The organism is Actinomadura sp. NPDC000929 (genome assembly GCF_040492065.1).
Classification (GTDB): Bacteria; Actinomycetota; Actinomycetes; order Streptosporangiales; family Streptosporangiaceae; genus Spirillospora; species Spirillospora verrucosospora.
On record NZ_JBEUPA010000016.1, the window covers coordinates 51254 to 70763 of the forward strand.

Annotated in this window: 19 protein-coding genes; 13 read left to right on the top strand and 6 right to left on the bottom strand. The window is 73.0% G+C overall.

Annotated elements, in window-relative coordinates; all coding sequences use genetic code 11:
- Positions 1 to 86: 86 nt before the first annotated feature.
- Complete coding sequence (locus tag ABWI04_RS09070) at positions 87 to 290, top strand: hypothetical protein (protein ID WP_345175273.1); 204 nt, start codon at positions 87 to 89, stop codon at positions 288 to 290.
- Here ABWI04_RS09070 and ABWI04_RS09075 read toward each other — a convergent pair.
- On the bottom strand, positions 287 to 892 hold the full coding sequence (locus ABWI04_RS09075) for a hypothetical protein (RefSeq protein WP_345175272.1): 606 nt from the start codon (positions 890 to 892) through the stop codon (positions 287 to 289). The genes ABWI04_RS09070 and ABWI04_RS09075 overlap by 4 nt on opposite strands.
- A 91-nt stretch (positions 893 to 983) precedes the next feature.
- On the opposite strand from ABWI04_RS09075, the gene ABWI04_RS09080 reads away from it, so the two are divergent.
- Complete coding sequence (locus tag ABWI04_RS09080) at positions 984 to 2111, top strand: nucleoside 2-deoxyribosyltransferase domain-containing protein (RefSeq protein ID WP_345175270.1); 1128 nt, start codon at positions 984 to 986, stop codon at positions 2109 to 2111.
- A 1-nt stretch (position 2112) separates the two neighbouring features.
- Here ABWI04_RS09080 and ABWI04_RS09085 read toward each other — a convergent pair whose 3' ends face one another.
- Positions 2113 to 3087: an alpha/beta hydrolase gene (locus tag ABWI04_RS09085; RefSeq protein ID WP_353832065.1), complete on the bottom strand. Its 975-nt coding sequence runs from the start codon at positions 3085 to 3087 to the stop codon at positions 2113 to 2115.
- Positions 3088 to 3258: 171 nt separating this feature from the next.
- On the opposite strand from ABWI04_RS09085, the gene ABWI04_RS09090 reads away from it, so the two are divergent.
- The 7 genes from ABWI04_RS09090 (at position 3259) to soxR (ending at position 9665) form a co-directional block, all read left to right on the top strand.
- Positions 3259 to 3666 carry a TOBE domain-containing protein gene (locus tag ABWI04_RS09090; RefSeq protein WP_345175267.1) on the top strand — a complete coding sequence of 136 codons (408 nt, stop codon included), beginning with the start codon at positions 3259 to 3261 and terminating at the stop codon, positions 3664 to 3666.
- Between the two features lie 9 nt (positions 3667 to 3675).
- Positions 3676 to 4452, top strand: coding sequence for a molybdate ABC transporter substrate-binding protein (modA, locus tag ABWI04_RS09095; RefSeq protein ID WP_353832066.1), 777 nt, complete (start codon positions 3676 to 3678; stop codon positions 4450 to 4452).
- Positions 4449 to 5273, top strand: coding sequence for a molybdate ABC transporter permease subunit (gene modB / locus ABWI04_RS09100; protein WP_353832067.1), 825 nt, complete (start codon positions 4449 to 4451; stop codon positions 5271 to 5273). Before modA ends, modB begins: the two co-directional genes overlap by 4 nt.
- Entirely contained in the window at positions 5270 to 6322 is a 1053-nt protein-coding gene (locus tag ABWI04_RS09105; RefSeq protein ID WP_353832068.1) for an ABC transporter ATP-binding protein, read from the top strand. The genes modB and ABWI04_RS09105 overlap by 4 nt, the downstream gene beginning before the upstream one ends.
- A 179-nt stretch (positions 6323 to 6501) precedes the next feature.
- Positions 6502 to 8319 carry a phosphoenolpyruvate carboxykinase (GTP) gene (locus ABWI04_RS09110; protein ID WP_345175259.1) on the top strand — a complete coding sequence of 606 codons (1818 nt, stop codon included), beginning with the start codon at positions 6502 to 6504 and terminating at the stop codon, positions 8317 to 8319.
- 136 nt (positions 8320 to 8455) lie between these two features.
- Positions 8456 to 9049 carry an HdeD family acid-resistance protein gene (locus tag ABWI04_RS09115; protein ID WP_345175257.1) on the top strand — a complete coding sequence of 198 codons (594 nt, stop codon included), beginning with the start codon at positions 8456 to 8458 and terminating at the stop codon, positions 9047 to 9049.
- A 61-nt stretch (positions 9050 to 9110) separates the two neighbouring features.
- Positions 9111 to 9665: a redox-sensitive transcriptional activator SoxR gene (gene soxR / locus ABWI04_RS09120; RefSeq protein ID WP_345175255.1), complete on the top strand. Its 555-nt coding sequence runs from the start codon at positions 9111 to 9113 to the stop codon at positions 9663 to 9665.
- On the opposite strand, the gene ABWI04_RS09125 is transcribed toward soxR, so the two are convergent.
- Complete coding sequence (locus tag ABWI04_RS09125; RefSeq protein WP_345175253.1) at positions 9662 to 12061, bottom strand: glycoside hydrolase family 65 protein; 2400 nt, start codon at positions 12059 to 12061, stop codon at positions 9662 to 9664. The two genes, soxR and ABWI04_RS09125, sit on opposite strands and share 4 nt — an antisense overlap.
- Entirely contained in the window at positions 12058 to 12807 is a 750-nt protein-coding gene (locus ABWI04_RS09130) for an HAD family hydrolase (protein WP_345175251.1), read from the bottom strand. The genes ABWI04_RS09125 and ABWI04_RS09130 overlap by 4 nt, the downstream gene beginning before the upstream one ends.
- Before the next feature lie 156 nt (positions 12808 to 12963).
- Between ABWI04_RS09130 and gnd the strand changes: the two genes are divergently transcribed.
- Positions 12964 to 14388: an NADP-dependent phosphogluconate dehydrogenase gene (gene gnd / locus ABWI04_RS09135; protein WP_353832069.1), complete on the top strand. Its 1425-nt coding sequence runs from the start codon at positions 12964 to 12966 to the stop codon at positions 14386 to 14388.
- 3 nt (positions 14389 to 14391) lie between these two features.
- Here gnd and ABWI04_RS09140 read toward each other — a convergent pair whose 3' ends face one another.
- A complete protein-coding gene (locus ABWI04_RS09140) occupies positions 14392 to 15186 on the bottom strand; it encodes an SDR family oxidoreductase (protein ID WP_353832070.1) in 795 nt (264 codons plus the stop codon).
- Positions 15183 to 15368: a hypothetical protein gene (locus ABWI04_RS09145; protein WP_345175247.1), complete on the bottom strand. Its 186-nt coding sequence runs from the start codon at positions 15366 to 15368 to the stop codon at positions 15183 to 15185. The genes ABWI04_RS09140 and ABWI04_RS09145 overlap by 4 nt, the downstream gene beginning before the upstream one ends.
- 100 nt (positions 15369 to 15468) lie before the next feature.
- On the opposite strand from ABWI04_RS09145, the gene ABWI04_RS09150 reads away from it, so the two are divergent.
- Genes ABWI04_RS09150 through ABWI04_RS09160 form a run of 3 tightly spaced genes read left to right on the top strand, consistent with a single transcriptional unit; the run spans position 15469 to position 19439 of the window.
- Positions 15469 to 16065 (top strand): HD domain-containing protein, encoded by a 597-nt coding sequence (locus tag ABWI04_RS09150; protein WP_353832071.1) that lies wholly within the window; start codon positions 15469 to 15471, stop codon positions 16063 to 16065.
- A 54-nt stretch (positions 16066 to 16119) separates the two neighbouring features.
- Positions 16120 to 18627, top strand: coding sequence for a DEAD/DEAH box helicase (locus ABWI04_RS09155; RefSeq protein WP_345175243.1), 2508 nt, complete (start codon positions 16120 to 16122; stop codon positions 18625 to 18627).
- A gap of 8 nt (positions 18628 to 18635) precedes the next feature.
- Positions 18636 to 19439, top strand: coding sequence for a carbon-nitrogen hydrolase family protein (locus ABWI04_RS09160; protein WP_345175242.1), 804 nt, complete (start codon positions 18636 to 18638; stop codon positions 19437 to 19439).
- Positions 19440 to 19510 lie beyond the last annotated feature (71 nt).

Here is a 19510-nt window from a genome sequence, read left to right on the forward strand (position 1 = left end):
ATTACTCGCTGGTCCCGCGACGGACGCGTTCGCACGTCCGGGCGGCCGGGTCTCCCCGGCGCCGGGACGCGGTCGAGGGGTGTGACGTGAAGCTCTTGCTGCTCATCGCCGTCGCCGTCGCCTGCGTGGCGCTCAGCTTCGCATGGCGGGAGCCCTGGATCGGCGGCGTCGGCCTGCTGGTCGCCTTCGTCGCCATGTTCACCGACCGCGACGATGTGCGGCTCGACGACGAGCGCGGCAGCTACGAGACCACCAAGTCGGTCCGCAACATGCGCGGCCGGGGCCGCTAGCGTTCCCAGCGCGTGTCGCCCGCGACGTGCTGGTCGCCGGTGGGCGGCTGGGCCTGGCCGGGCTGGTTCTCCCGCGCGTAGCGCCCGTACACGAGCGGTTGGGTGGTGTTGGACCCGGGCGGTTGTTCGGGCTCCTCCAGCCGCCGCTCGCGGACGCCGACCACCGCGAACCTGCCGAGCGCGAGCGCGGCGAGGAACACGATCACGACGCCGAGGCCGGTGAAGCCGGCGAGCTGCTCGGCGACGCGCCGCCCCTCGCTCGCGCCGAGGGGGGCGCCGACGCCCGGGACGTTCCACAGCGTGGCGAGGGTCGGCCCGACGGCGAACCAGGCGCCGGCGAGAGCGGCCAGCCAGCCGCCGAACATCCCGACGGCGCGGTTGGCGCTGAACAGCAGGATCAGCCCGCCCAGAACCGTGGCGGCTCCGGGGGCGATGCTGAGCTGAAGGCGGTCGGCGGTGTAGACCCAGGTGTCGTCCGGCGTGAATCCGAAGTGGAAGTAGGGGCCGACGAGGGGCAGCAGCGCGCCCCACAGCCCCAGCAGGATCAGCAGGATGCCGCTGAGGACGCCTCGGGTGCGCGGAACTCGCATGGTCCCAGCCATGATCGATTCCTCCTGACCGGGAGTGTGATTCTCTTATCAGCAGCGTTTACCCGTTGGTAAGCGGTCCACACGGCCAGAAAGGAGGCGCCGCATGGACGACGGCGTCACCCTCGTCCACGCGCGGGAGGAGCCGCCGGACCGCTGGGACGCGGCCGTCTTCCTCGCGGGCCCCACGCCCCGGGCGCCCGGGGTCGCCTCGTGGCGGCCCGGCGCCCACGCCGAGCTGCGGGACCGCTGGCGCGGCGGACGGCTCGTGGTGTTCGACCCCGAGCACCGGAAGGGCCGCTACGACGACTACGACGGCCAGATCGAGTGGGAGGAGCGCTGCCTGCACCTGGCCGACGAGGTCGTCTTCTGGGTGCCGCGCGACCTCGCGACCATGCCCGCCTTCACCACGAACGTGGAGTGGGGGATGTGGCACGACAGCGGCCGGGCGGTGTTCGGCGCGCCGCCGGAGGCGCCGAGGAACGGCTACCTGCGGCACTACGCGGAGAAGTCCGCGGTGCCGACGGCCTCCAGCCTGCCGGAGACGGTCGCGGCGGCGCTGCGCCGGATCGGCGCCGGCGCGCCCCGGGCCGGAGGGGAGCGCGAGGTCCCGCTGCTGCTGTGGCGGGACGCGGCGTTCCAGCGCTGGTACGCGGGCCAGCGGGGCGCGGGCAACGCGCTGCTCGGGGCGCGGGTGGTGTTCCGGTTCGGGGTGTGCTGGGGCCTGCGCGTCCGGGTCCGCGTGGCCGCGGAGGACCGGGTGAAGGACAACGAGATCGTCATCGGGCGGCCGGACATCTCGGCGGTCGTGCTGTACCGGCCCGGCGCGACGCTCGACGAGGCGCAGGTCGTGCTCGTGCGGGAGTTCCGGAGCGCGGGCGCGGACGGGGCCGTCCACGAGCTGCCGGGCGGTTCCGGGCCGGGCGGCCCCCGCGAGGTGGCGCTCGCGGAGGTCGCCGAGGAGACGGGGCTTGCGCTGGAGCCCGGCCGGCTGCGCGAGCACCGCTCCCGCCAGGTGAACGCGACCCTCTCGGCGCACCGCGCGCACCTGTTCTCCGCCGAGGTCACCGCCGAGGAGCTGGAGCGGCTCCGGGGCTCGGGCCCGCACGGGGCGGCGGCCGCCGGCGAGCGCACCTATGTCGTGGTGGCCGCGTTCGGGCGGATCAGGCGGGAGGGGCTCGTGGACGCCGCCAACCTCGGGATGATCGCCGAGGCGCTGCTGGAGGCGCGCTGACTCAGCCGTCCAGGGCGTCGCGGACGAACGCGCCGAGCGCGGCGATCGCGGCGCGCGACTCGGGCAGGTACGGCCCGAACATCTGGAACACGTGCAGCTGCCGGTCCCACACCTGGAGCGTGACCGGCACCCCGGCCTCGGCGAGGCGCCGCGCCATCAGCTCGGAGTCGCAGTACAGCAGCTCGGTGGACCCGGCGGTGAGCAGGACGGGCGGCAGCCCCGCGAGGTCGGCGCGGACGGGGGAGATCGCCGGGTCGGTGAGGTCGAGGTGGCCGAGGAACCCCTCGACGAGGCGTTCCAGCAGCGCCCCGGGGTCGGAGGGGTCGAGGCCCATGTTGGCGTGGGCGAGCTTCCCGGTCAGGTCCATGTCGAGCATGGGGGACAGGGCCGCGAGCGCCGCGGGCATGGGCAGCCCCTCCTCGCGGGCGCGCAGCGCCGTGGCGAACGTGAGGTGCCCGCCCGCCGAGTCGCCCATGATCACAATGCGCCCGGGGTCGATGTCGCGCTCCTCCAGCAGCCACCGGTAGGCGGTGACGCAGTCCTCGACCTCCCGCTCGAACGGGACCGCGGGGATCATCCGGTAGTCCACCGACAGCGCCGTGGCGCCGGACGCGGCCGCGAACGAGGCGACCATCCGGCGGTGCGTGTTGAGGCCGCAGGAGATCCAGCCGCCGCCGTGCAGGTAGAGGATCGCCTTGTCGCGCGGCGGCGCGGCGCCGGGCGCGGACACCCACTCGGCGCCGAAGCCGTCGAGGCGGACCTTCTCCACGCGGACGCGCCGCGGCGTCCCGGCCCGCGCCGCGAGCCGGTCGATGAGCGCGGCGCGGCGCAGCGCCAGTTCGTCGAACGGCCGGCCCGCGAACCGGGCGAGGCCGGGGCGCACCAGCCGCCGGACGCCCGCCGAGACCGCCCGGGAGCGCAGGCTCGCCGTCCCGTGCCGTTCGATCACCAGGGTCGCGGGGCCTTGTGCCGTCACGGGTCCTCCTCGCCTCGGGGGATGTAAGTAGATGGTGACATCCGGGGCGAGCGCGAGGGAAGACGGGGTGCCGTCCGCCGTGCGTGCGAGGCCGATCAGGACAGAAGTGCCGCTATATCGAGTGACTTGTCGCTCTTCCCCTTGCATTTGCGACTCTCTAGGATTTGCGGGGTGACGACGTTCAGGATCAGCGAGGCCGCCGCGCTCCTCGGGGTCAGCGCCGACACCGTCCGCCGCTGGGTGGACGGCGGCCGGCTCCCGGCGTCCCGGGACGAGCACGGGCACCGGCGGGTGCCGGGGGCCGCGCTGGCCGCCTTCGTGCGCGACCAGGCGCGCGGCAGCGGACCCTCCGACCAGGCCGAACGCTTCTCCTCGGCGCGCAACCGCCTGCGCGGGATCGTCACCGAGGTCATCCGGGACGGGGTGATGGCGCAGGTCGAGATCCAGGCGGGGCCGTTCCGCGTCGTGTCGCTGATGAGCCGCGAGGCGGCCGACGACCTCGGCCTGGAGGCGGGCGTGGTCGCCGACGCCGTCGTCAAGTCCACGAACGTCGTCGTCGAGGTCCCGGACCAGGGCTGAGGAGGCACCGTGTTCAAGCGAACGGCGTCGGCGGCGGTGCTGGCGCTCACCCTCCTGGCCGGCTGCGGCGACGTGGGGGGCGAGGGCTCCTCCGGGAGCGGGAAGCCGGGCGGCGCGACCCTGACGGTGTTCGCGGCGGCCTCGCTCACCGAGGCGTTCACCGCGCTCGGGAAGACGTTCGAGGACGCGCATCCGGGAGTGAGGGTCAGGTTCCAGTTCGGCGGCAGCTCGACGCTGGCCCAGCAGATCACGCAGGGCGCCCCGGCGGACGTGTTCGCGGCCGCGAGCCCCGCCACCATGAGGACGGTGACCGGCGCCGGGGACGCGTCGGGGCAGCCGCGGGTGTTCGCCCGCAACCGCCTGGTCATCGCGGTCCCGAAGGGGGACCCCGGCAAGGTCGCGAAGGTGGGCGACCTCGGCAGGCCGGGGCTGAAGGTCGTGCTGTGCGCGGTGCAGGTGCCGTGCGGCGCCGCGGCCGGGACCGCCCTGGCCGCGGCCGGGGTCGAGGTCGAGCCGGTGTCGCGGGAGAAGGACGTCAAGGCCGTCCTGACGAAGGTGGGGCTGGGGGAGGCCGACGCCGGGCTCGTCTACCGCACCGACGTGAAGGCCGCCGGCGGCGAGGTCGCGGGCATCGAGTTCCCGGAGGCCGCCAGGGCGATCAACGACTACCCGATCGTCGAGGTCGCCAGGGCGCCGCACGGCGCGCTCGCCAAGGAGTTCATCCAGCTGGTGGTCGGTGAGCAGGGCAGGTCGGTGCTGAGCCGGGCGGGCTTCGAGGGGCCGTGACCCGACCGGGGAGAGCGCCGCGGGAGGCGGACCGGCTGCCGGGGAGGCCGCCCTGGGTGCTGCTCGCGCCCGCGCTGCTCGGGCTCGCCTTCCTGGTGCTGCCGCTGGCCGGCCTGCTCGTCCGGGCGCCGTGGTCGACGCTCGGCACGCGCCTCCTGCAGGCACAGGTCCTGGAGGCGCTCCGGCTCTCGCTGCTCACCGCGACCCTGGCCACCTGCCTGTGCCTTCTGCTCGGCGTCCCGCTCGCCTGGACGCTCGCCCGGGTCCGCTTCCCCGGCGTCCGGCTCGTCCGGGCCCTGGTGACCGTGCCGCTGGTGCTGCCGCCGGTGGTCGGCGGCGTCGCGCTGCTGCTCGTGCTCGGACGGCGCGGGCTGGTCGGCGGGTGGCTGGACCGCGCCTTCGGCCTCACGTTCCCCTTCACCACGGCCGGCGTCGTGCTCGCCGAGGCGTTCGTGGCGATGCCGTTCCTGGTGATCAGCGTGGAGGGCGCGCTGCGCGCCGCCGACCTGCGCTACGAGGAGGCGGCCGCCACGCTCGGCGCCGGCCGCTGGACGGTCTTCCGGCGGGTCACGCTGCCGCTGGTCGCACCGGGCGTCGCGGCCGGGACGATCCTGTGCTGGGCGCGGGCGCTCGGGGAGTTCGGGGCGACGATCACGTTCGCGGGCAACTTCCCCGGCCGGACGCAGACGATGCCGCTCGCGGTGTACCTGGCGCTGGAGACCGACCCGCAGGCGGCGATCGTGCTCAGCCTCGTCCTGCTCGCCGTGTCGGTCGCCGTTCTCGCCGCGCTCCGGGACCGTTGGGTGGGCGGCGCGAGATGAGCGGTCCCGGGGGGCTGGACGCGCGGCTGGTCGTCCGCCGGGCCGCGTTCGACCTCGATCTCGCGCTCACCGCGGGGCCGGGCGAGGTCGTGGCCCTGCTCGGCCCGAACGGCGCGGGCAAGAGCACCGCGCTGCGCGCCCTGGCCGGGCTCGTGCCGACGGCGGGCGGGCACGTCCGGGTGGACGGCGCGGACCTGCGGCCGCTGCCGCCCGACCGCCGCGGCATCGGCATGGTCTTCCAGGACTACCTGCTGTTCCCGCACCTCACGGCGCTGGAGAACGTCGCGTTCGGGCCGCGCTGCCAGGGCGCCGGGCGCCGGGCCGCGCGGCGGATCGCCGGGGACTGGCTGGAGCGGGTGGGGCTCGCCGAGCACGCGTCCGCGCGCCCGCGGGCCCTGTCGGGCGGGCAGGCGCAGCGGGTGGCCCTCGCCCGCGCGCTGGCCGTCGACCCGCGCCTGCTGCTGCTGGACGAGCCGCTCGCGGCGCTCGACGCGCACACCCGGCTGGAGATCAGGGCCGCGCTGCGCCGCCACCTCGCCGGGTTCGGGGGCGCCGCCGTGCTCGTCACGCACGACCCGCTGGACGCCATGGTCCTCGCCGACCGCCTCGTCGTCGTGGAGGGCGGCCGGCTCGTCCAGCAGGGGACCCCCGCCGACGTCGCGCGCCGGCCCCGCACCGACTACGTCGCGCGCCTGGTCGGCCTGAACCTGTACCGGGGCAGGGCCGAGGGGGGCACGGTCGCCCTGGGTGACGGCGCCGCGACCCTCGACACTGTCGACTCGCTCGAAGGTGAGGTGTTTCTCGCCTTCGCGCCATCGGCGGTCGCGCTGTACCGGACCCGTCCCGACGGCAGCCCGCGCAACCTCTGGCGCACGACGGTCGGCGCGGTCGAACGGCACGGGGACCGCGTCCGGGTGCGGCTGTCCGGCCCGCCTTTCGACGCCGTAGCGGACGTCACTCCCGCGGCCGTCGCGGAGCTCGGATTGGCGGAGGGAAGCCCTGTTTGGGCCGCCGTCAAGGCCACCGAAACCCACGTTTACCCAGCTTGAACGCCCCCGCACCGTCCGGAGGGCGGATGCGGGCGGTCGGTGCCGTCGACCAGTGATATCCCTCACAGAACCGGGCATCATGCCCCAAAAGCGGACGTGATTGGTCCAGACCAAATGGCAAAAACGACGGGTCTTGTTCATCATGCAAAGATCCTGCGAACAGCTGAAGGAGACGCCCCGTGTCCAACCAGGTCCCCGGCCTCGACCAGGCCCCTACCGGCCACACCGAACTGATTGAGTGGGTACGCGGGATCGCCGAGCTGACCGGGCCCGACCGGGTCGAGTGGTGTGACGGCTCGGAGGAGGAGTGGGAACGGCTCACCGGCCTCCTCGTCGAGCAGGGCACCCTGACGCGACTCGACCCCGCCAAACGGCCCAACAGCTTCCACGCGGCCTCCGACCCCACCGACGTCGCCCGCGTCGAGGACAGGACGTTCATCTGCTCGGAGAAGCAGGAGGACGCCGGTCCCACCAACAACTGGATCGCGCCGGCCGAGATGCGCGAGACCCTGGGCGGCCTCTTCGCGGGTTGCATGAAGGGCCGCACCATGTACGTGGTGCCGTTCTGCATGGGCCCGCTCGGGGGCAACATCTCGCAGCTGGGCGTGGAGATCACCGACTCCGCCTACGTCGCCGTGTCCATGCGGATCATGACGCGGATGGGCGAGGGCGCGCTGCGCCTGATCGAGGAGCGCGGGTCGTTCGTCCGGGCCGTCCACTCCGTCGGCGCCCCCCTGGAGCCGGGCCAGGAGGACGTCAAGTGGCCGTGCAACTCCACCAAGTACATCACCCACTTCCCCGAGACCCGGGAGATCTGGTCCTACGGGTCCGGGTACGGCGGCAACGCGCTGCTCGGCAAGAAGTGCTACGCGCTGCGCATCGCCTCGACGATGGCCCGCGACGAAGGCTGGATGGCCGAGCACATGCTCGTGCTGAAGCTGACGCCGCCCACCGGTGAGACCCGCTACGTCGCCGCCGCGTTCCCGTCGGCGTGCGGCAAGACCAACCTCGCCATGCTGGAGCCGACCATCCCCGGATGGAAGGTCGAGACGATCGGCGACGACATCGCCTGGATGCGCTTCGGCGACGACGGCCGCCTCTACGCCATCAACCCCGAGGCCGGGTTCTTCGGCGTCGCGCCCGGCACCGGCGAGAGCACCAACGCCAACGCGGTCAAGACGCTGTGGGGCAACAGCATCTTCACGAACGTCGCCCTCACCGACGACGGCGACGTGTGGTGGGAGGGCCTCACCGACGAGCCGCCCGCGCACCTGACCGACTGGAAGGGCAACGACTGGACGCCGGACTCCGAGAGCCCGGCCGCCCACCCGAACGCCCGCTTCACCACCCCGGCCGGGCAGTGCCCGATCATCGCCGACGAGTGGGAGGACCCGAAGGGCGTCCCGATCTCGGCGATCCTGTTCGGCGGCCGCCGCGCCTCCGCAGTCCCGCTGGTCACCGAGTCGTTCGACTGGCAGCAGGGCGTGTTCCTCGGCGCCAACGTCGCGTCCGAGAAGACCGCCGCCGCCGAGGGCGCCGTCGGCGAGCTGCGCCGCGACCCGTTCGCGATGCTGCCGTTCTGCGGCTACAACATGGGCGACTACTTCGGCCACTGGCTGGAGATCGGCAAGGCGACCGACGCGGAGAAGCTCCCGCGGATCTACTACGTCAACTGGTTCCGCAAGAACGCCGACGGCAGGTTCATCTGGCCCGGCTTCGGCGAGAACAGCCGCGTGCTGAAGTGGATCGTCGAGCGCCTCAACGGCAAGGCCGACGCGGTCAAGACCCCGATCGGGCACCTGCCGACCCGGGAGGCGCTCGACACCGAGGGCCTGGACATCGACGACGCCGACCTGGAGACGCTGCTGTCGGTGGACACCGAGGTGTGGAAGCAGGAGGCCGCCCTCGTGCCGGAGTTCTTCGAGAAGTTCGGCGACCACACGCCGAAGGCGCTGTGGGACGAGTACCACGACCTGGTGCGCCGCCTGGAGCACTGACGCTCGGCCGGAGCCGGACCACCGGCCGGACCCGTGGGCCGGTCGCGAACTTTGCGAAGTTCGCGACCGGCCTTTGCGTTCCCCGAAAGGGGCGGAGACGGACACTAGAGGAGGTTCCGTCCCCGGGGAGGCCGGCATGTTCGATCTGATGACCCGCCACTGGTGGGTGCTCGCGCTGCGCGGCACGTTCGCGATCATTTTCGGCATCGTCGCCTGGGTGTGGCCGGGCATCACCGTCTTCGCGCTGGTGGTGCTGTTCGGCGCGTACGCCCTGGTGGACGGCGTGTTCGCGGTGGCGCAGGCGATCCGCGGCACGTCCGGAGGGCCGCGCGGCCTGCTGGCCCTGTCGGGGGCCGCGGGGGTCGCGCTCGGCGTCGCGGCGCTGGTGTGGCCCGGCATCACCGCGTTCGTCCTGCTCATGCTGATCGCCGCCTGGGCGGTCGCCACCGGCGTGCTGGAGATCGGGGTGGCGCTCGCGATGCGCAAGCAGCTCAAGGGCGAGTGGGCGTACGTGCTCACCGGCGCCGTCTCGCTGATCTTCGGGATCATGCTGTTCGCGTGGCCCGTCTCCGGCGCGATCGCCATCGTCTGGCTGATCGGGCTGCTGGCCGTCCTGACCGGCGCCGCCATGATCGGCGCGGCGTTCCGGCTGCGCCGGCTCGGCCAGGCCGCCGAGCGCCCGGGCGGGCCGAGCCCGGCCGCCCAGTACCGGCCGGGCCCCCACTACTGACCTGGTCGCCGCCCGCCAGGGCAACCTCAAGCGCGGTTGAGGAACGCGTAGGATCCGGTGCATGACGCGGCTGGAGCACCGGGTGCACGAACTCACCGTCGGGCAGCTCGCCGAGCGGAGCGGCGTGGCCGTCTCGGCGCTGCACTTCTACGAGTCCAAGGGACTGATCAAGAGCCGCCGCACGGCGGGCAACCAGCGGCGGTTCAGCCGGGACACGCTCCGCCGGGTCTCGTTCATCAAGGTCTCGCAGCGCGTCGGGATCCCGCTCGGCGACATCCGCGACGCGCTCGCCACCCTCCCCGAGGAGCGCACCCCCACGGTGGCGGACTGGGCGCGCCTCTCGGAGCGGTGGCGCGGCGACCTCGACGCGCGCATCCGGCAGCTCGAACGGCTGCGCGACGACCTCACCGACTGCATCGGCTGCGGCTGCCTGTCGATCAACAAGTGCGCCCTCGCCAACCCCTACGACCGGCTCGGCGACGAGGGGCCCGGGCCGCGCCGCCTGCTCGTGCCGGCAGGCGCCGGGGAGCCCGCGCCCCGCCCGGCGGACGGGACGCGGGCCTCCGGGGCGGACGGCTGCGCGCGCGTCTGCGCTCCGGGGAGCGACCCCGCCTAGCGGCGGCGGGGATCGCGCCCGTGCGGGTCGATGCGCCGCGGGGCCGGTTCCCGCCCCGCCGGCTGCGTCACCGGCGGGCGCACCGGGATCTGCTCGATCGGCAGCTCGACGGGCTCGTCGGCGAGCGTGAACCGCTCGCCGTGGTGCCACAGCGTGAGGCCCCGGCCGTCCAGCAGCTCGTAGCGGGCCGCCTCGCCCGTCACGCTGACCTTGATCCGGTTGCCGCGGTACCGCATCCGGAACGCCAGCCGGCTGATCCCGCCGGGCAGCCGCGGCGCGAACCGCAGCGTGCCCCTGCCCGCCCGCATCCCGCCGAACCCGGCGACCAGGCCGCTCCACGCGCCCGCCATCGAGGCGATGTGCAGCCCGTCGCGGGTGTTGTGGTTCAGGTCGTGCAGGTCCATCAGCGCGGTCTCGCCGAGGTAGTCGTGCGCCAGCTCCAGCTGCCCGACCTCGGCGGCGACGACCGCCTGCGTCTGCGCCGACAGCGAGGAGTCGCGGACGGTCAGGCCCTCGTAGTAGGCGAAGTCGCGCTCCTTCTGCTCCTCGGTGAACGCGTCGCCGCACAGGTGCAGGGCGAGCACGAGGTCGGCCTGCTTGACCACCTGCTTGCGGTAGAGGTCGAAGTAGGGGTAGTTCAGCAGCAGGGGATAGTGGTCGGGTTTGGTGGCCGAGAAGTCCCAGCGGGCGTGGTTGGTGAAGCTCTCGCTCTGCGGATGGACGCCGAGACGCTCGTCGTAGGGGATGAGCATCGCCGCCGCCGCGTCCCGCCACGACGCCGCCTCCTCGGCGTTCACGCCGAGCCGGTCGGCCACGTCCGGGTGGCGCATCGCCGTCTCGGCGGCCTCCTGGAGGTTCCGGCGCGCCATCAGGTTGGTGTAGACGTTGTTGTCGACCACCGCGCTGTACTCGTCGGGGCCGGTGACCCCGTCGATGCGGAACACCCCGCCCACGTCGTGGTGGCCGAGGCTGCGCCACAGCCGGGCCGTGTGGACCAGGATGTCCAGGCCGATCTCCCGCTCGAACTGCTCGTCCTGCGTGGCGTCCACGTACCGGACGACGGCGTCGGAGATGTCGGCGTTGATGTGGAACGCCGCGGTGCCGGCCGGCCAGTAGCCCGAGCACTCGTGCCCGCGGATCGTGCGCCACGGGAACGTCGCGCCCTCCAGGCCGAGCTGGTTGGCACGGTCCCGGGCCAGCGGCAGCGTCATGTGCCGCCAGCCGAGGGCGTCCGCCGCGGCGCCGGGGGAGGTGTAGGTGAGGACCGGCAGCACGAACGTCTCGGTGTCCCAGAACGTGTGCCCGTCGTAGCCCGGCCCGGTCAGCCCCTTGGCCGGGATCATGCGGCGCTCCGCGCGGGCGCCGGCCTGCAGGACGTGGAACAGCCCGAACCTGACCGCCTGCTGGATCTCGGCGTCCCCGTCGACCTCGACGTCGGCGCCCTCCCAGAATTCGTCGAGGTACTCGCGCTGCTCGTCCAGCAGGCCCTGCCAGCCGGTCTGCCGCGCGCCCGCCAGCGCCCCGACCACCTGGTCGTGCAGCGCGGGACGCGACCGCCGGCTCGACCAGCCGTAGGAGATGTACTTGACGATGCGCAGCCGCTGCCCCGGCTCCAGCCGCGTCGCGACCGTCAGCCGCCCCACGTCCTTGGAGCTCTCGGTGTCGATCGCCATCGACTCCGGGCCCTCGATGTCGTGCGACATCCCGGCGGCCATCCGCAGGCCGCTCTGCCGCGTCCGGTGCAGCAGCAGCACCTTGGTGCCGTTGGCGACGTGCTCCTCGCCGACGAGCGGGCTGCTCAGGATCGCCGACTCGCGCGGGTCCTTGCCGCCGCCGGGCAGGGCCTCGTTGGCCACCAGCTCCGACTGGGCGACGACCCGGACCGCCTCGTCGACCGGCTCGACCTCGTAGCAGATCGCCGCGACGGCGCGCTGGGTCAGCGACACCATCCGGACCGAGGTCACCTTGATCGTCCGGTCGGCCGGGGAGGTCCACTCCACGTGCCGGGTCAGCGTCCCCGCGCGCATGTCGAGGATCCGCTCGTGGTGGTGCAGCCGGCCGTAGCGCACGTCGAGCGGCTCGTCGTCGACGAGCAGCCGGATCACCTTGCCGTTGGTGACGTTGATGACCGTCTGGCCCATCTCGGGGTAGCCGTAGGCGGTCTCGGCGTGCGGCAGGGGGCGCTGCTCGTAGAAGGAGTTCAGGTAGGTGCCGGGGAGCCCGTGGGGCTCGCCCTCGTCGAGGTTGCCGCGCATTCCGACGTGCCCGTTGGAGAGGGCGAACACCGACTCGGTCTGGGCCAGCCGGTCCAGCCGCAGCTCCGGCTCCCGCACGCACCACGGCTCCACGGAGAACACGGGCCGGTCGGCCCCGGCCTGGCCTTCGTGCGTGCTCACGGCGCCTCCAGCAGCTCGGACAGGTCGTCGACCACCACGTCGGCGCCGTGTTCGGCGAGCGCCTTCGCGTGCTCGTCGCCGACCCGGTTGACGCCGACGACGTAGGCGAACGCTCCGGCCCGCCCCGCCTGGACGCCGGCGAGGGCGTCCTCGAAGACCACCGCCTTGCCGGCCGGGACGCCGAGCTCCTCGGCCCCCGCGAGGAACGTGTCGGGGGCGGGCTTGCCGGGCAGGTTCCGCTCCGCGGCGACGACGCCGTCGACGCGCGCGTCGAACAGGTCGGTGATGCCGGCCGTCCGCAGGACCTGGACGGTGTTGGCGCTGGAGGAGACCACGGCCGTCTTCAGCCCCGCCTCCCGCGCCTTGCGGACGTAGTCGATCGAGCCCTCGAACGTCTCGACGCCCTTCTCCTCGATCAGCTTCAGGACCAGGGCGTTCTTGCGGTTCCCCAGACCCCTGATCGTCTCCTTCTCGGGCGGGTCGTCCGGATCGCCCTCGGGCAGGGAGATGCCGCGCGACTCCAGGAACGAGCGCGTCCCGTCCTCGCGCCTCTTGCCGTCGACGTACCGGCCGTAGTCGCGCACGGGGTCGAACTCGGTGAACGCCTCACCGGTCCGCTCCGCCCGCTCGCGCAGGTAGCCGTCGAACATCTCCTTCCACGCCGCCGCGTGAACTGCCGCGGTCCGGGTCAGCACCCCGTCGAGATCGAAAAGACACGCGGCCGCCTCGTCCGGCAGTCCCAGCATCGCACCCCCAGGTAGATGGCACTATCGATAGTGGTCCTCAACGCGCGGCCCTTTCCCGCGCCGGGCGCGGGCATGCGGTCCCGGGCGCTCGAACGGGGGGATCATGAGCCGCGTACAACCCCTTGGTCAGGGTCGCACACGAGGAGGAGTGAGCCAATGCAGAAGGCGCGAATCGGTGTCACCGGGCTGGCGGTGATGGGGCGGAACCTGGCCCGCAACCTCGCCCGGCACGGGCATCCCGTGGCCGTGCACAACCGCACGTCGGCCAGGACCAAGGCGCTGGTGGAGGAGTTCGGCGACGAGGGGACGTTCCTGCCCGCGGAGACGCCGGAGCGGTTCGTGGAGTCGCTGGAGCGGCCCCGGCGGCTGGTCGTCATGGTGAAGGCGGGCGGCCCGACCGACGCGGTCATCGACGAGTTCGCCCCGCTGCTGGAGCCCGGTGACATGATCGTCGACGGCGGCAACGCGAACTTCGCCGACACCCGCCGCCGCGAGGCCGCGCTGCGCGAGCGCGGGATCCACTTCGTCGGCACCGGCGTCTCCGGCGGCGAGGAGGGCGCGCTGCTCGGCCCGAGCATCATGCCGGGCGGCTCCGCCGAGTCCTACGAGGCGCTCGGCCCGCTGCTGGAGGACATCTCCGCCAAGGTCGACGGGACGCCGTGCTGCACGCACGTCGGCCCGGACGGCGCCGGGCACTTCGTGAAGATGGTGCACAACGGCATCGAGTACGCCGACATGCAGCTGATCGCCGAGGCCTACGACCTGCTGCGGCACGCCGCCGGGCTCGCGCCCGCCGAGATCGCCGAGGTGTTCCGCACCTGGAACACCGGGCGTCTGGAGTCCTACCTGATCGAGATCACCGCCGAGGTGCTCGCGCACACCGACGCGTCGACCGGCAAGCCGTTCGTGGACGTCGTCCTGGACCAGGCCGAGCAGAAGGGCACCGGCCGCTGGACCGTGCAGACCGCCCTCGACCTCGGCGTCCCGGTGGGCGGCATCGCCGAGGCCGTGTTCGCCCGGTCCGTCTCCGGCCACGCCGCGCTGCGCGAGGCCGCCCGCGGCCTGCCCGGGCCGTCCCGCACGGTCATGGCGGGCTCCGGCTTCGCCGACGCCGTGGAGAAGGCCCTGTACGCATCAAAGATCGTGGCGTACGCGCAGGGGTTCCACGAGATCCAGGCGGGCAGCGCCGAGTACGGATGGAACATCGACCTCGGCGCGATGGCCACCATCTGGCGCGGCGGCTGCATCATCCGGGCCCGGTTCCTGGACCGCATCCGCGCCGCCTACGAGGCCGACCCGCAGACGCCGACGCTGCTGACCGACGACCACTTCGCCGAGGCCGTGGGCGACGCCCAGGGCGCCTGGCGCGAGGTGGTCGCCGCCGCCGCGCACATCGGCGTCCCCGCGCCCGGCTTCTCCACCGCCCTGGCCTACTACGACTCGCTGCGAGCCGACCGCCTGCCGGCCGCGCTCACCCAGGGGCAGCGCGACTTCTTCGGCGCCCACACCTACCGCCGCACCGACCGCGACGGCTCCTTCCACACCCTCTGGGGCGGCGACCGCACCGAGGTGAGCGCCTGACGGTCAGCCCTTCCGCCACTCCGGGGACTCCAGAGCCCCCGCGGCCTGCGGCCCCATGAGCCCGAGGCCGCCGTCCACGAACAGCGACGCGCCCGTCACGTAGGAGGCCTCCGGGCTCGCCAGGAAGGCGATCGCCTCCGCGACCTCCCCGGCGTGCCCGGGCCGCGCCAGCGGGTATCCCGCCCGGCTCTCCGGCTCGGGCGGCCGGTCGTGCTGCCCGGTCATCGGCGTCGCGATCTCTCCGGGCGCCACCGTGTTGACGGTGATCCCGTGCTCGGACAGCTCCAGGGCCAGCACCCGGGCGAGCATCTTCAGCCCGCCCTTGGCGGCGCAGTACGGCCCGGCCCCGACCCGTGGGTACTCCTCGTGGACGCTGGTCACGTTGACGATGCGGCCGCCCTCGCCGCGGCCCGCCATCCGCCGGGCGGCCCGCTGCGAGCACAGGAACGCCCCGTCCAGGTCGACCGAGACGACCTCGCGCCACTCCTCGAAGCCCATGTCGAGCAGGTGCCGCATACTGCCCGTCCCGGCGTTGTTGACCAGCACCCCGAGCCCGCCGAGCTCGTCGGCCAGCTCGTCGACGGCCCCGGCCGCCCGCACCGGGTCGGTCAGGTCGTGCCGCCGGACGGCCGCCCGCCGTCCCTCGCCCTCGACCTCCCGCGCCGTCCCCTCGGCCCCTTCCCGGTCGGACCGGTAGGTGATGCCGACATCGAATCCCCTGCGGGCCAGCGCGACCGCGGTCGCCTTCCCGATGCCCGAGTCGGCACCCGTGACGACGGCGACGCGGTCGTGGCTCACGGCTCCTCGTCCGGGTCCAGTTCCACCCCGGCGATCGGGTCGCCGCCGCGGGTCCCGCTCTCGGCGTCTCCCTCGTAGCCCTCTTCGGCGCTCTCGCTGCCCGGGACGACCCGCTCGTGCGGCTGGTCCTCCAGCCCGGAACTGGCTCCCGGGCCCCGGTCCTCCGGCTCCTTCTTGTCCATCCGCTCGGCTCCTCTCGCGTTCCTCGATTCGTTCAGCCCTTTGTTGCCGCACGGTCCGTCCCTAATCACGGCGCGGGCGCCGCGGCCTTAAGGTCGTGGGGTGGAGATACCGGGGGATGACGAGATCCGGGCGCTGCACGAGCGGTACGCGCCGGGGGAAGCCGCGTTCGAGGCCGTGTGGACGCACTGCGTCATTGTGAGCGAGATCGCCGAGCGGATCATGGACGGGGCGGGGCTCGCGGTCGACGCGGACCTCGTGCGGGCCGGGTGCCTGCTGCACGACCTCGGCGTCTACCGGCTGTACGGCCCGTCCGGGGCGATCGACCTCAGCGGCTACGTCCGGCACGGGGTGCTCGGTCACGAGATCCTCCGGGACGAGGGGCTCCCAGAGGAGATCTGCCGGTTCTGCTCGTGCCACACCGGGGTGGGCTTGACCAGGGAGGACATCGCGCGGCAGCGGCTTCCCGTGCCCGCCGGCGACTACGTCGCCGTGACCGGCGAGGAGCGGCTCGTCATGTACGCCGACAAGTTCCACAGCAAGACCGATCCGCCGACCTTCGTGTCCGCCGCCGCGTACGCCGGCCGCGTCCGGCGGTTCGGGGAGGAGAAGGTCTCCGTGTTCGAGGCGATGCGTGAGTCCTTCGGGGAGCCTGATCTCGAACCCCTCATGGCGAAGTACGGCCACGGGCTGGTCTAGGACGGGGGGCCGCGTCCGGCGCGGGCAGTGGGTGATCGGGGGCAGGATGGAGGGGTGAGCCTTATCGATGAGCTTCCCTCCGGAAACGACACCGACGCCGACTCGCTGTTCGAGGCGTTCGAACGGTGGGTGTCGGGGCGCGGGATCACGCTGTACCCCGCCCAGGAGGAGGCGCTCATCGAGGTGGTGTCCGGCGCGAACGTGATCCTCTCCACGCCGACCGGGTCGGGCAAGAGCCTGGTGGCGGCGGGGGCGCTGTTCGCCGGGCTCGGCCGCGACCAGGTCGGGTTCTACACCGCGCCCATCAAGGCGCTGGTGTCGGAGAAGTTCTTCGACCTGTGCGAGATGTTCGGGCGCGACAACGTCGGGATGATGACCGGCGACGCCAGCGTGAACGCGGACGCGCCGATCATCTGCTGCACGGCCGAGGTGCTGGCGAACATCGCGCTCAGGGACGGCGCGGACGCCGACATCGGCGTGGTCGTGATGGACGAGTTCCACTTCTACGCCGAGCCCGAGCGGGGCTGGGCGTGGCAGATACCGCTGCTGGAACTGCCGCAGACCCAGTTCCTGCTCATGTCGGCCACCCTCGGCGACGTCTCGTTCTTCCAGAAGGACCTGACGCGGCGGACGGGGCGGCCGACGGCCCTGGTGACGTCGGCGGAGCGGCCCGTGCCCCTCATCTACGACTACCGGGTGACGCCGCTGCACGAGACGATCGAGGAGCTGCTGGCCGAGCAGAAGGCGCCGATCTACCTGGTGCACTTCACGCAGGCGGCGGCGATCGAGCGGGCGCAGGCGCTGATGAGCATCAACGTGTGCACCAAGGAGGAGAAGGCGCGGATCGCCGAGCTGATCGGCAACTTCCGGTTCACCACGAAGTTCGGGCGCAACCTGTCGCGGTTCGTCCGGCACGGCATCGGGGTCCACCACGCCGGGATGCTCCCCAAGTACCGGCGGCTGGTGGAGCGCCTCGCGCAGGCGGGCCTGCTGAAGGTCATCTGCGGGACCGACACCCTGGGGGTGGGGGTGAACGTCCCCATCAGGACCGTCGTGTTCACCGCGCTCAGCAAGTACGACGGGCACCGGGTGCGGCGGCTCAGGGCGCGGGAGTTCCACCAGATCGCCGGACGGGCGGGACGGGCCGGGTTCGACACGGTCGGGTTCGTCGTCGCGCAGGCGCCCGAGCACGTGGTGGAGAACGAGAAGGCGCTGGCCAAGGCCGGCGACGACCCGAAGAAGAGGCGGAAGGTCCAGCGCAAGAAGCCGCCGGAGGGGTTCGTCGGCTGGGACGAGGACGTCTTCAAGAAGCTGCAGGAGGCCGCGCCGGAGATGCTCCGGTCCCGGTTCCAGGTCAGCCACGCGATGCTGCTGTCGGTGATCGCGCGGCCGGGCAACGCGTTCCAGGCCATGAAGCGGCTGCTGACCGACAACCACGAGGAGCCCGCGGCGCGGCGCAGGCACATCTCCCGCGCCATCGCGATCTACCGTTCGCTGCTCGCGGGCGGCGTCGTCGAGGTGCTGCCGGAGCCGGACGACGCCGGCCGGTACGCGCGCATCACCGTCGACCTCCAGGAGGACTTCGCGCTCAACCAGGCGCTGTCGACGTTCGCGCTCGCGACCTTCGAGATCCTCGACCCGGCGTCGCCGTCGTACGCGCTGGACGTGCTGTCGGTGATCGAGGCGACGCTGGAGGACCCGCGGCAGATCCTGGCCGCGCAGGTCAACAAGGCGCGGGGCGAGGCCGTCCAGGAGATGAAGGCCGAGGGCATCGAGTACGAGGAGCGGATGGAGCTGCTCCAGGACGTCGACCACCCGAAGCCGCTGGAGGACGTGCTCGGCGCCGCCTACGAGGTGTACCGGGCCGGGCACCCCTGGGTCGGCGACCACCCGCTGCGCCCGAAGTCGGTCGTGCGCGACATGTACGAGCGGGCGATGACGTTCACCGAGTACATCGGCCACTACGAGCTGGCGCGGGGCGAGGGGCTCGTCCTGCGGTACCTGTCGGGGGCCTACAAGGCGCTGCAGCAGACCGTCCCGGAGTCGATCAAGACCGACGACCTGATCGACCTGATCGAGTGGCTGGGCGAGCTGGTCCGGCAGGTCGACTCCAGCCTGCTGGACGAGTGGGAGCAGCTCGCCAACCCCGCCGCCGAGGATCTGGACGAGCCGATCGAGGAGCGCGTCACCAGGGTCACCGCGAACGCGCGGGCGTTCCGGGTGCTGGTGCGCAACGCGATGTTCCGCCGGGTGGAGCTGGCGGCGCTGGAGCGCTACGGCGACCTCGGCGCGCTGGACCCCGACTTCGGCGCCGACGCGTGGGCGCAGGCCATGGACCGCTACTTCGAGGAGCACGACGAGCTGCTCACCGGGCCCGACGCGCGGGGGCCGAAGCTGCTGCAGATCGAGGAGGTCCCGGAGGACGCGCTGTGGCGCGTCCGGCAGGTCTTCGACGACCCGGAGGGGCACCACGACTGGGGCATCAGCGCCGAGGTCGACCTCGCGGGCTCCGACCAGGAGGGCGAGGCCGTCGTCCGGGTGACCGGCGTCGACAGGATGTAGGAGGACGTATGGTGCGGGTCGCGGTGGCGCAGTTCGCGCCCGGAACCGACAAGGACGAGAACCTGGCGGCGATCGGCGGGCTGGCCGCCGAGGCGGCCGGGCAGGGCGCGCGGGTCGTGGTGCTTCCCGAGTTCTCCATGTTCACCGCGCCGAAGATGGACCGGCGTTTCGTCGACTCGGCCGAGCCGCTGGACGGCCCGTTCGTGGCCGGGCTCGGCGAGCTGGCACGGCGCCACGGCGTCCACGTCGTCGCGGGAGTGAACGAGCGGCTGGACGACCCGGACCGCATCTCCAACACGCTCGTCGCCGTCGCCCCCGGCGCGGGCGTCGTCGCCGAGTACCGCAAGATCCACCTGTACGACGCGTTCGGGTACGAGGAGTCGGCGCTGGTGCGGCCCGGCGAGATCGGCGAGCCGCGGACCTTCGCCGTCGACGGCGTCACGTTCGGGATGCAGACCTGCTACGACGTGCGGTTCCCGGAGGTGACGCGGCGGATCGTGGACGCGGGCGCCGACGTCCTGGCGCTGCCCGCCGAATGGGTTCCGGGGCCGCTCAAGGAGGACCACTGGCGGACGCTGGTGCGGGCCCGGGCGATCGAGAACACGATCTACGTGGCGGCCGCCGACCAGTGCGCCCCGACCGGCGCGGGCAACAGCATGGTCGTCGACCCGATGGGCGTCGTCGTGGCCGCGCTGGGGGAGGGGACCGGGGTCGTGTCCGGGGACGTCTCGCCCGAGCGCGTCAAGGCCGTCCGAGCGAAGAACCCGGCGCTCGACCTTCGCCGTTTCACCGTCACCCCGGCCGGGGGCTAGAGGGCCCCGGCCGCGAAGTCCGGCGTGACCGGGAAGTCCTCCGGCGCGGGTTGTGGTGGTCGGTGTCGGCC

Excerpts from the sequence above, each read along its gene's own strand:
- ABWI04_RS09105 (WP_353832068.1), top strand. The coding sequence starts at position 5,270 with ATGAGCGGTCCCGGGGGGCTGGACGCGCGGCTGGTCGTCCGCCGGGCC.
- gnd (WP_353832069.1), top strand. The coding sequence starts at position 12,964 with ATGCAGAAGGCGCGAATCGGTGTCACCGGGCTGGCGGTGATGGGGCGG.
- soxR (WP_345175255.1), top strand. The coding sequence starts at position 9,111 with ATGACGCGGCTGGAGCACCGGGTGCACGAACTCACCGTCGGGCAGCTC.
- ABWI04_RS09130 (WP_345175251.1), bottom strand. The coding sequence starts at position 12,807 with ATGCTGGGACTGCCGGACGAGGCGGCCGCGTGTCTTTTCGATCTCGAC.
- ABWI04_RS09160 (WP_345175242.1), top strand. The coding sequence starts at position 18,636 with ATGGTGCGGGTCGCGGTGGCGCAGTTCGCGCCCGGAACCGACAAGGAC.
- ABWI04_RS09145 (WP_345175247.1), bottom strand. The coding sequence starts at position 15,368 with ATGGACAAGAAGGAGCCGGAGGACCGGGGCCCGGGAGCCAGTTCCGGG.
- ABWI04_RS09115 (WP_345175257.1), top strand. The coding sequence starts at position 8,456 with ATGTTCGATCTGATGACCCGCCACTGGTGGGTGCTCGCGCTGCGCGGC.
- ABWI04_RS09080 (WP_345175270.1), top strand. The coding sequence starts at position 984 with ATGGACGACGGCGTCACCCTCGTCCACGCGCGGGAGGAGCCGCCGGAC.
- ABWI04_RS09075 (WP_345175272.1), bottom strand. The coding sequence starts at position 892 with ATGGCTGGGACCATGCGAGTTCCGCGCACCCGAGGCGTCCTCAGCGGC.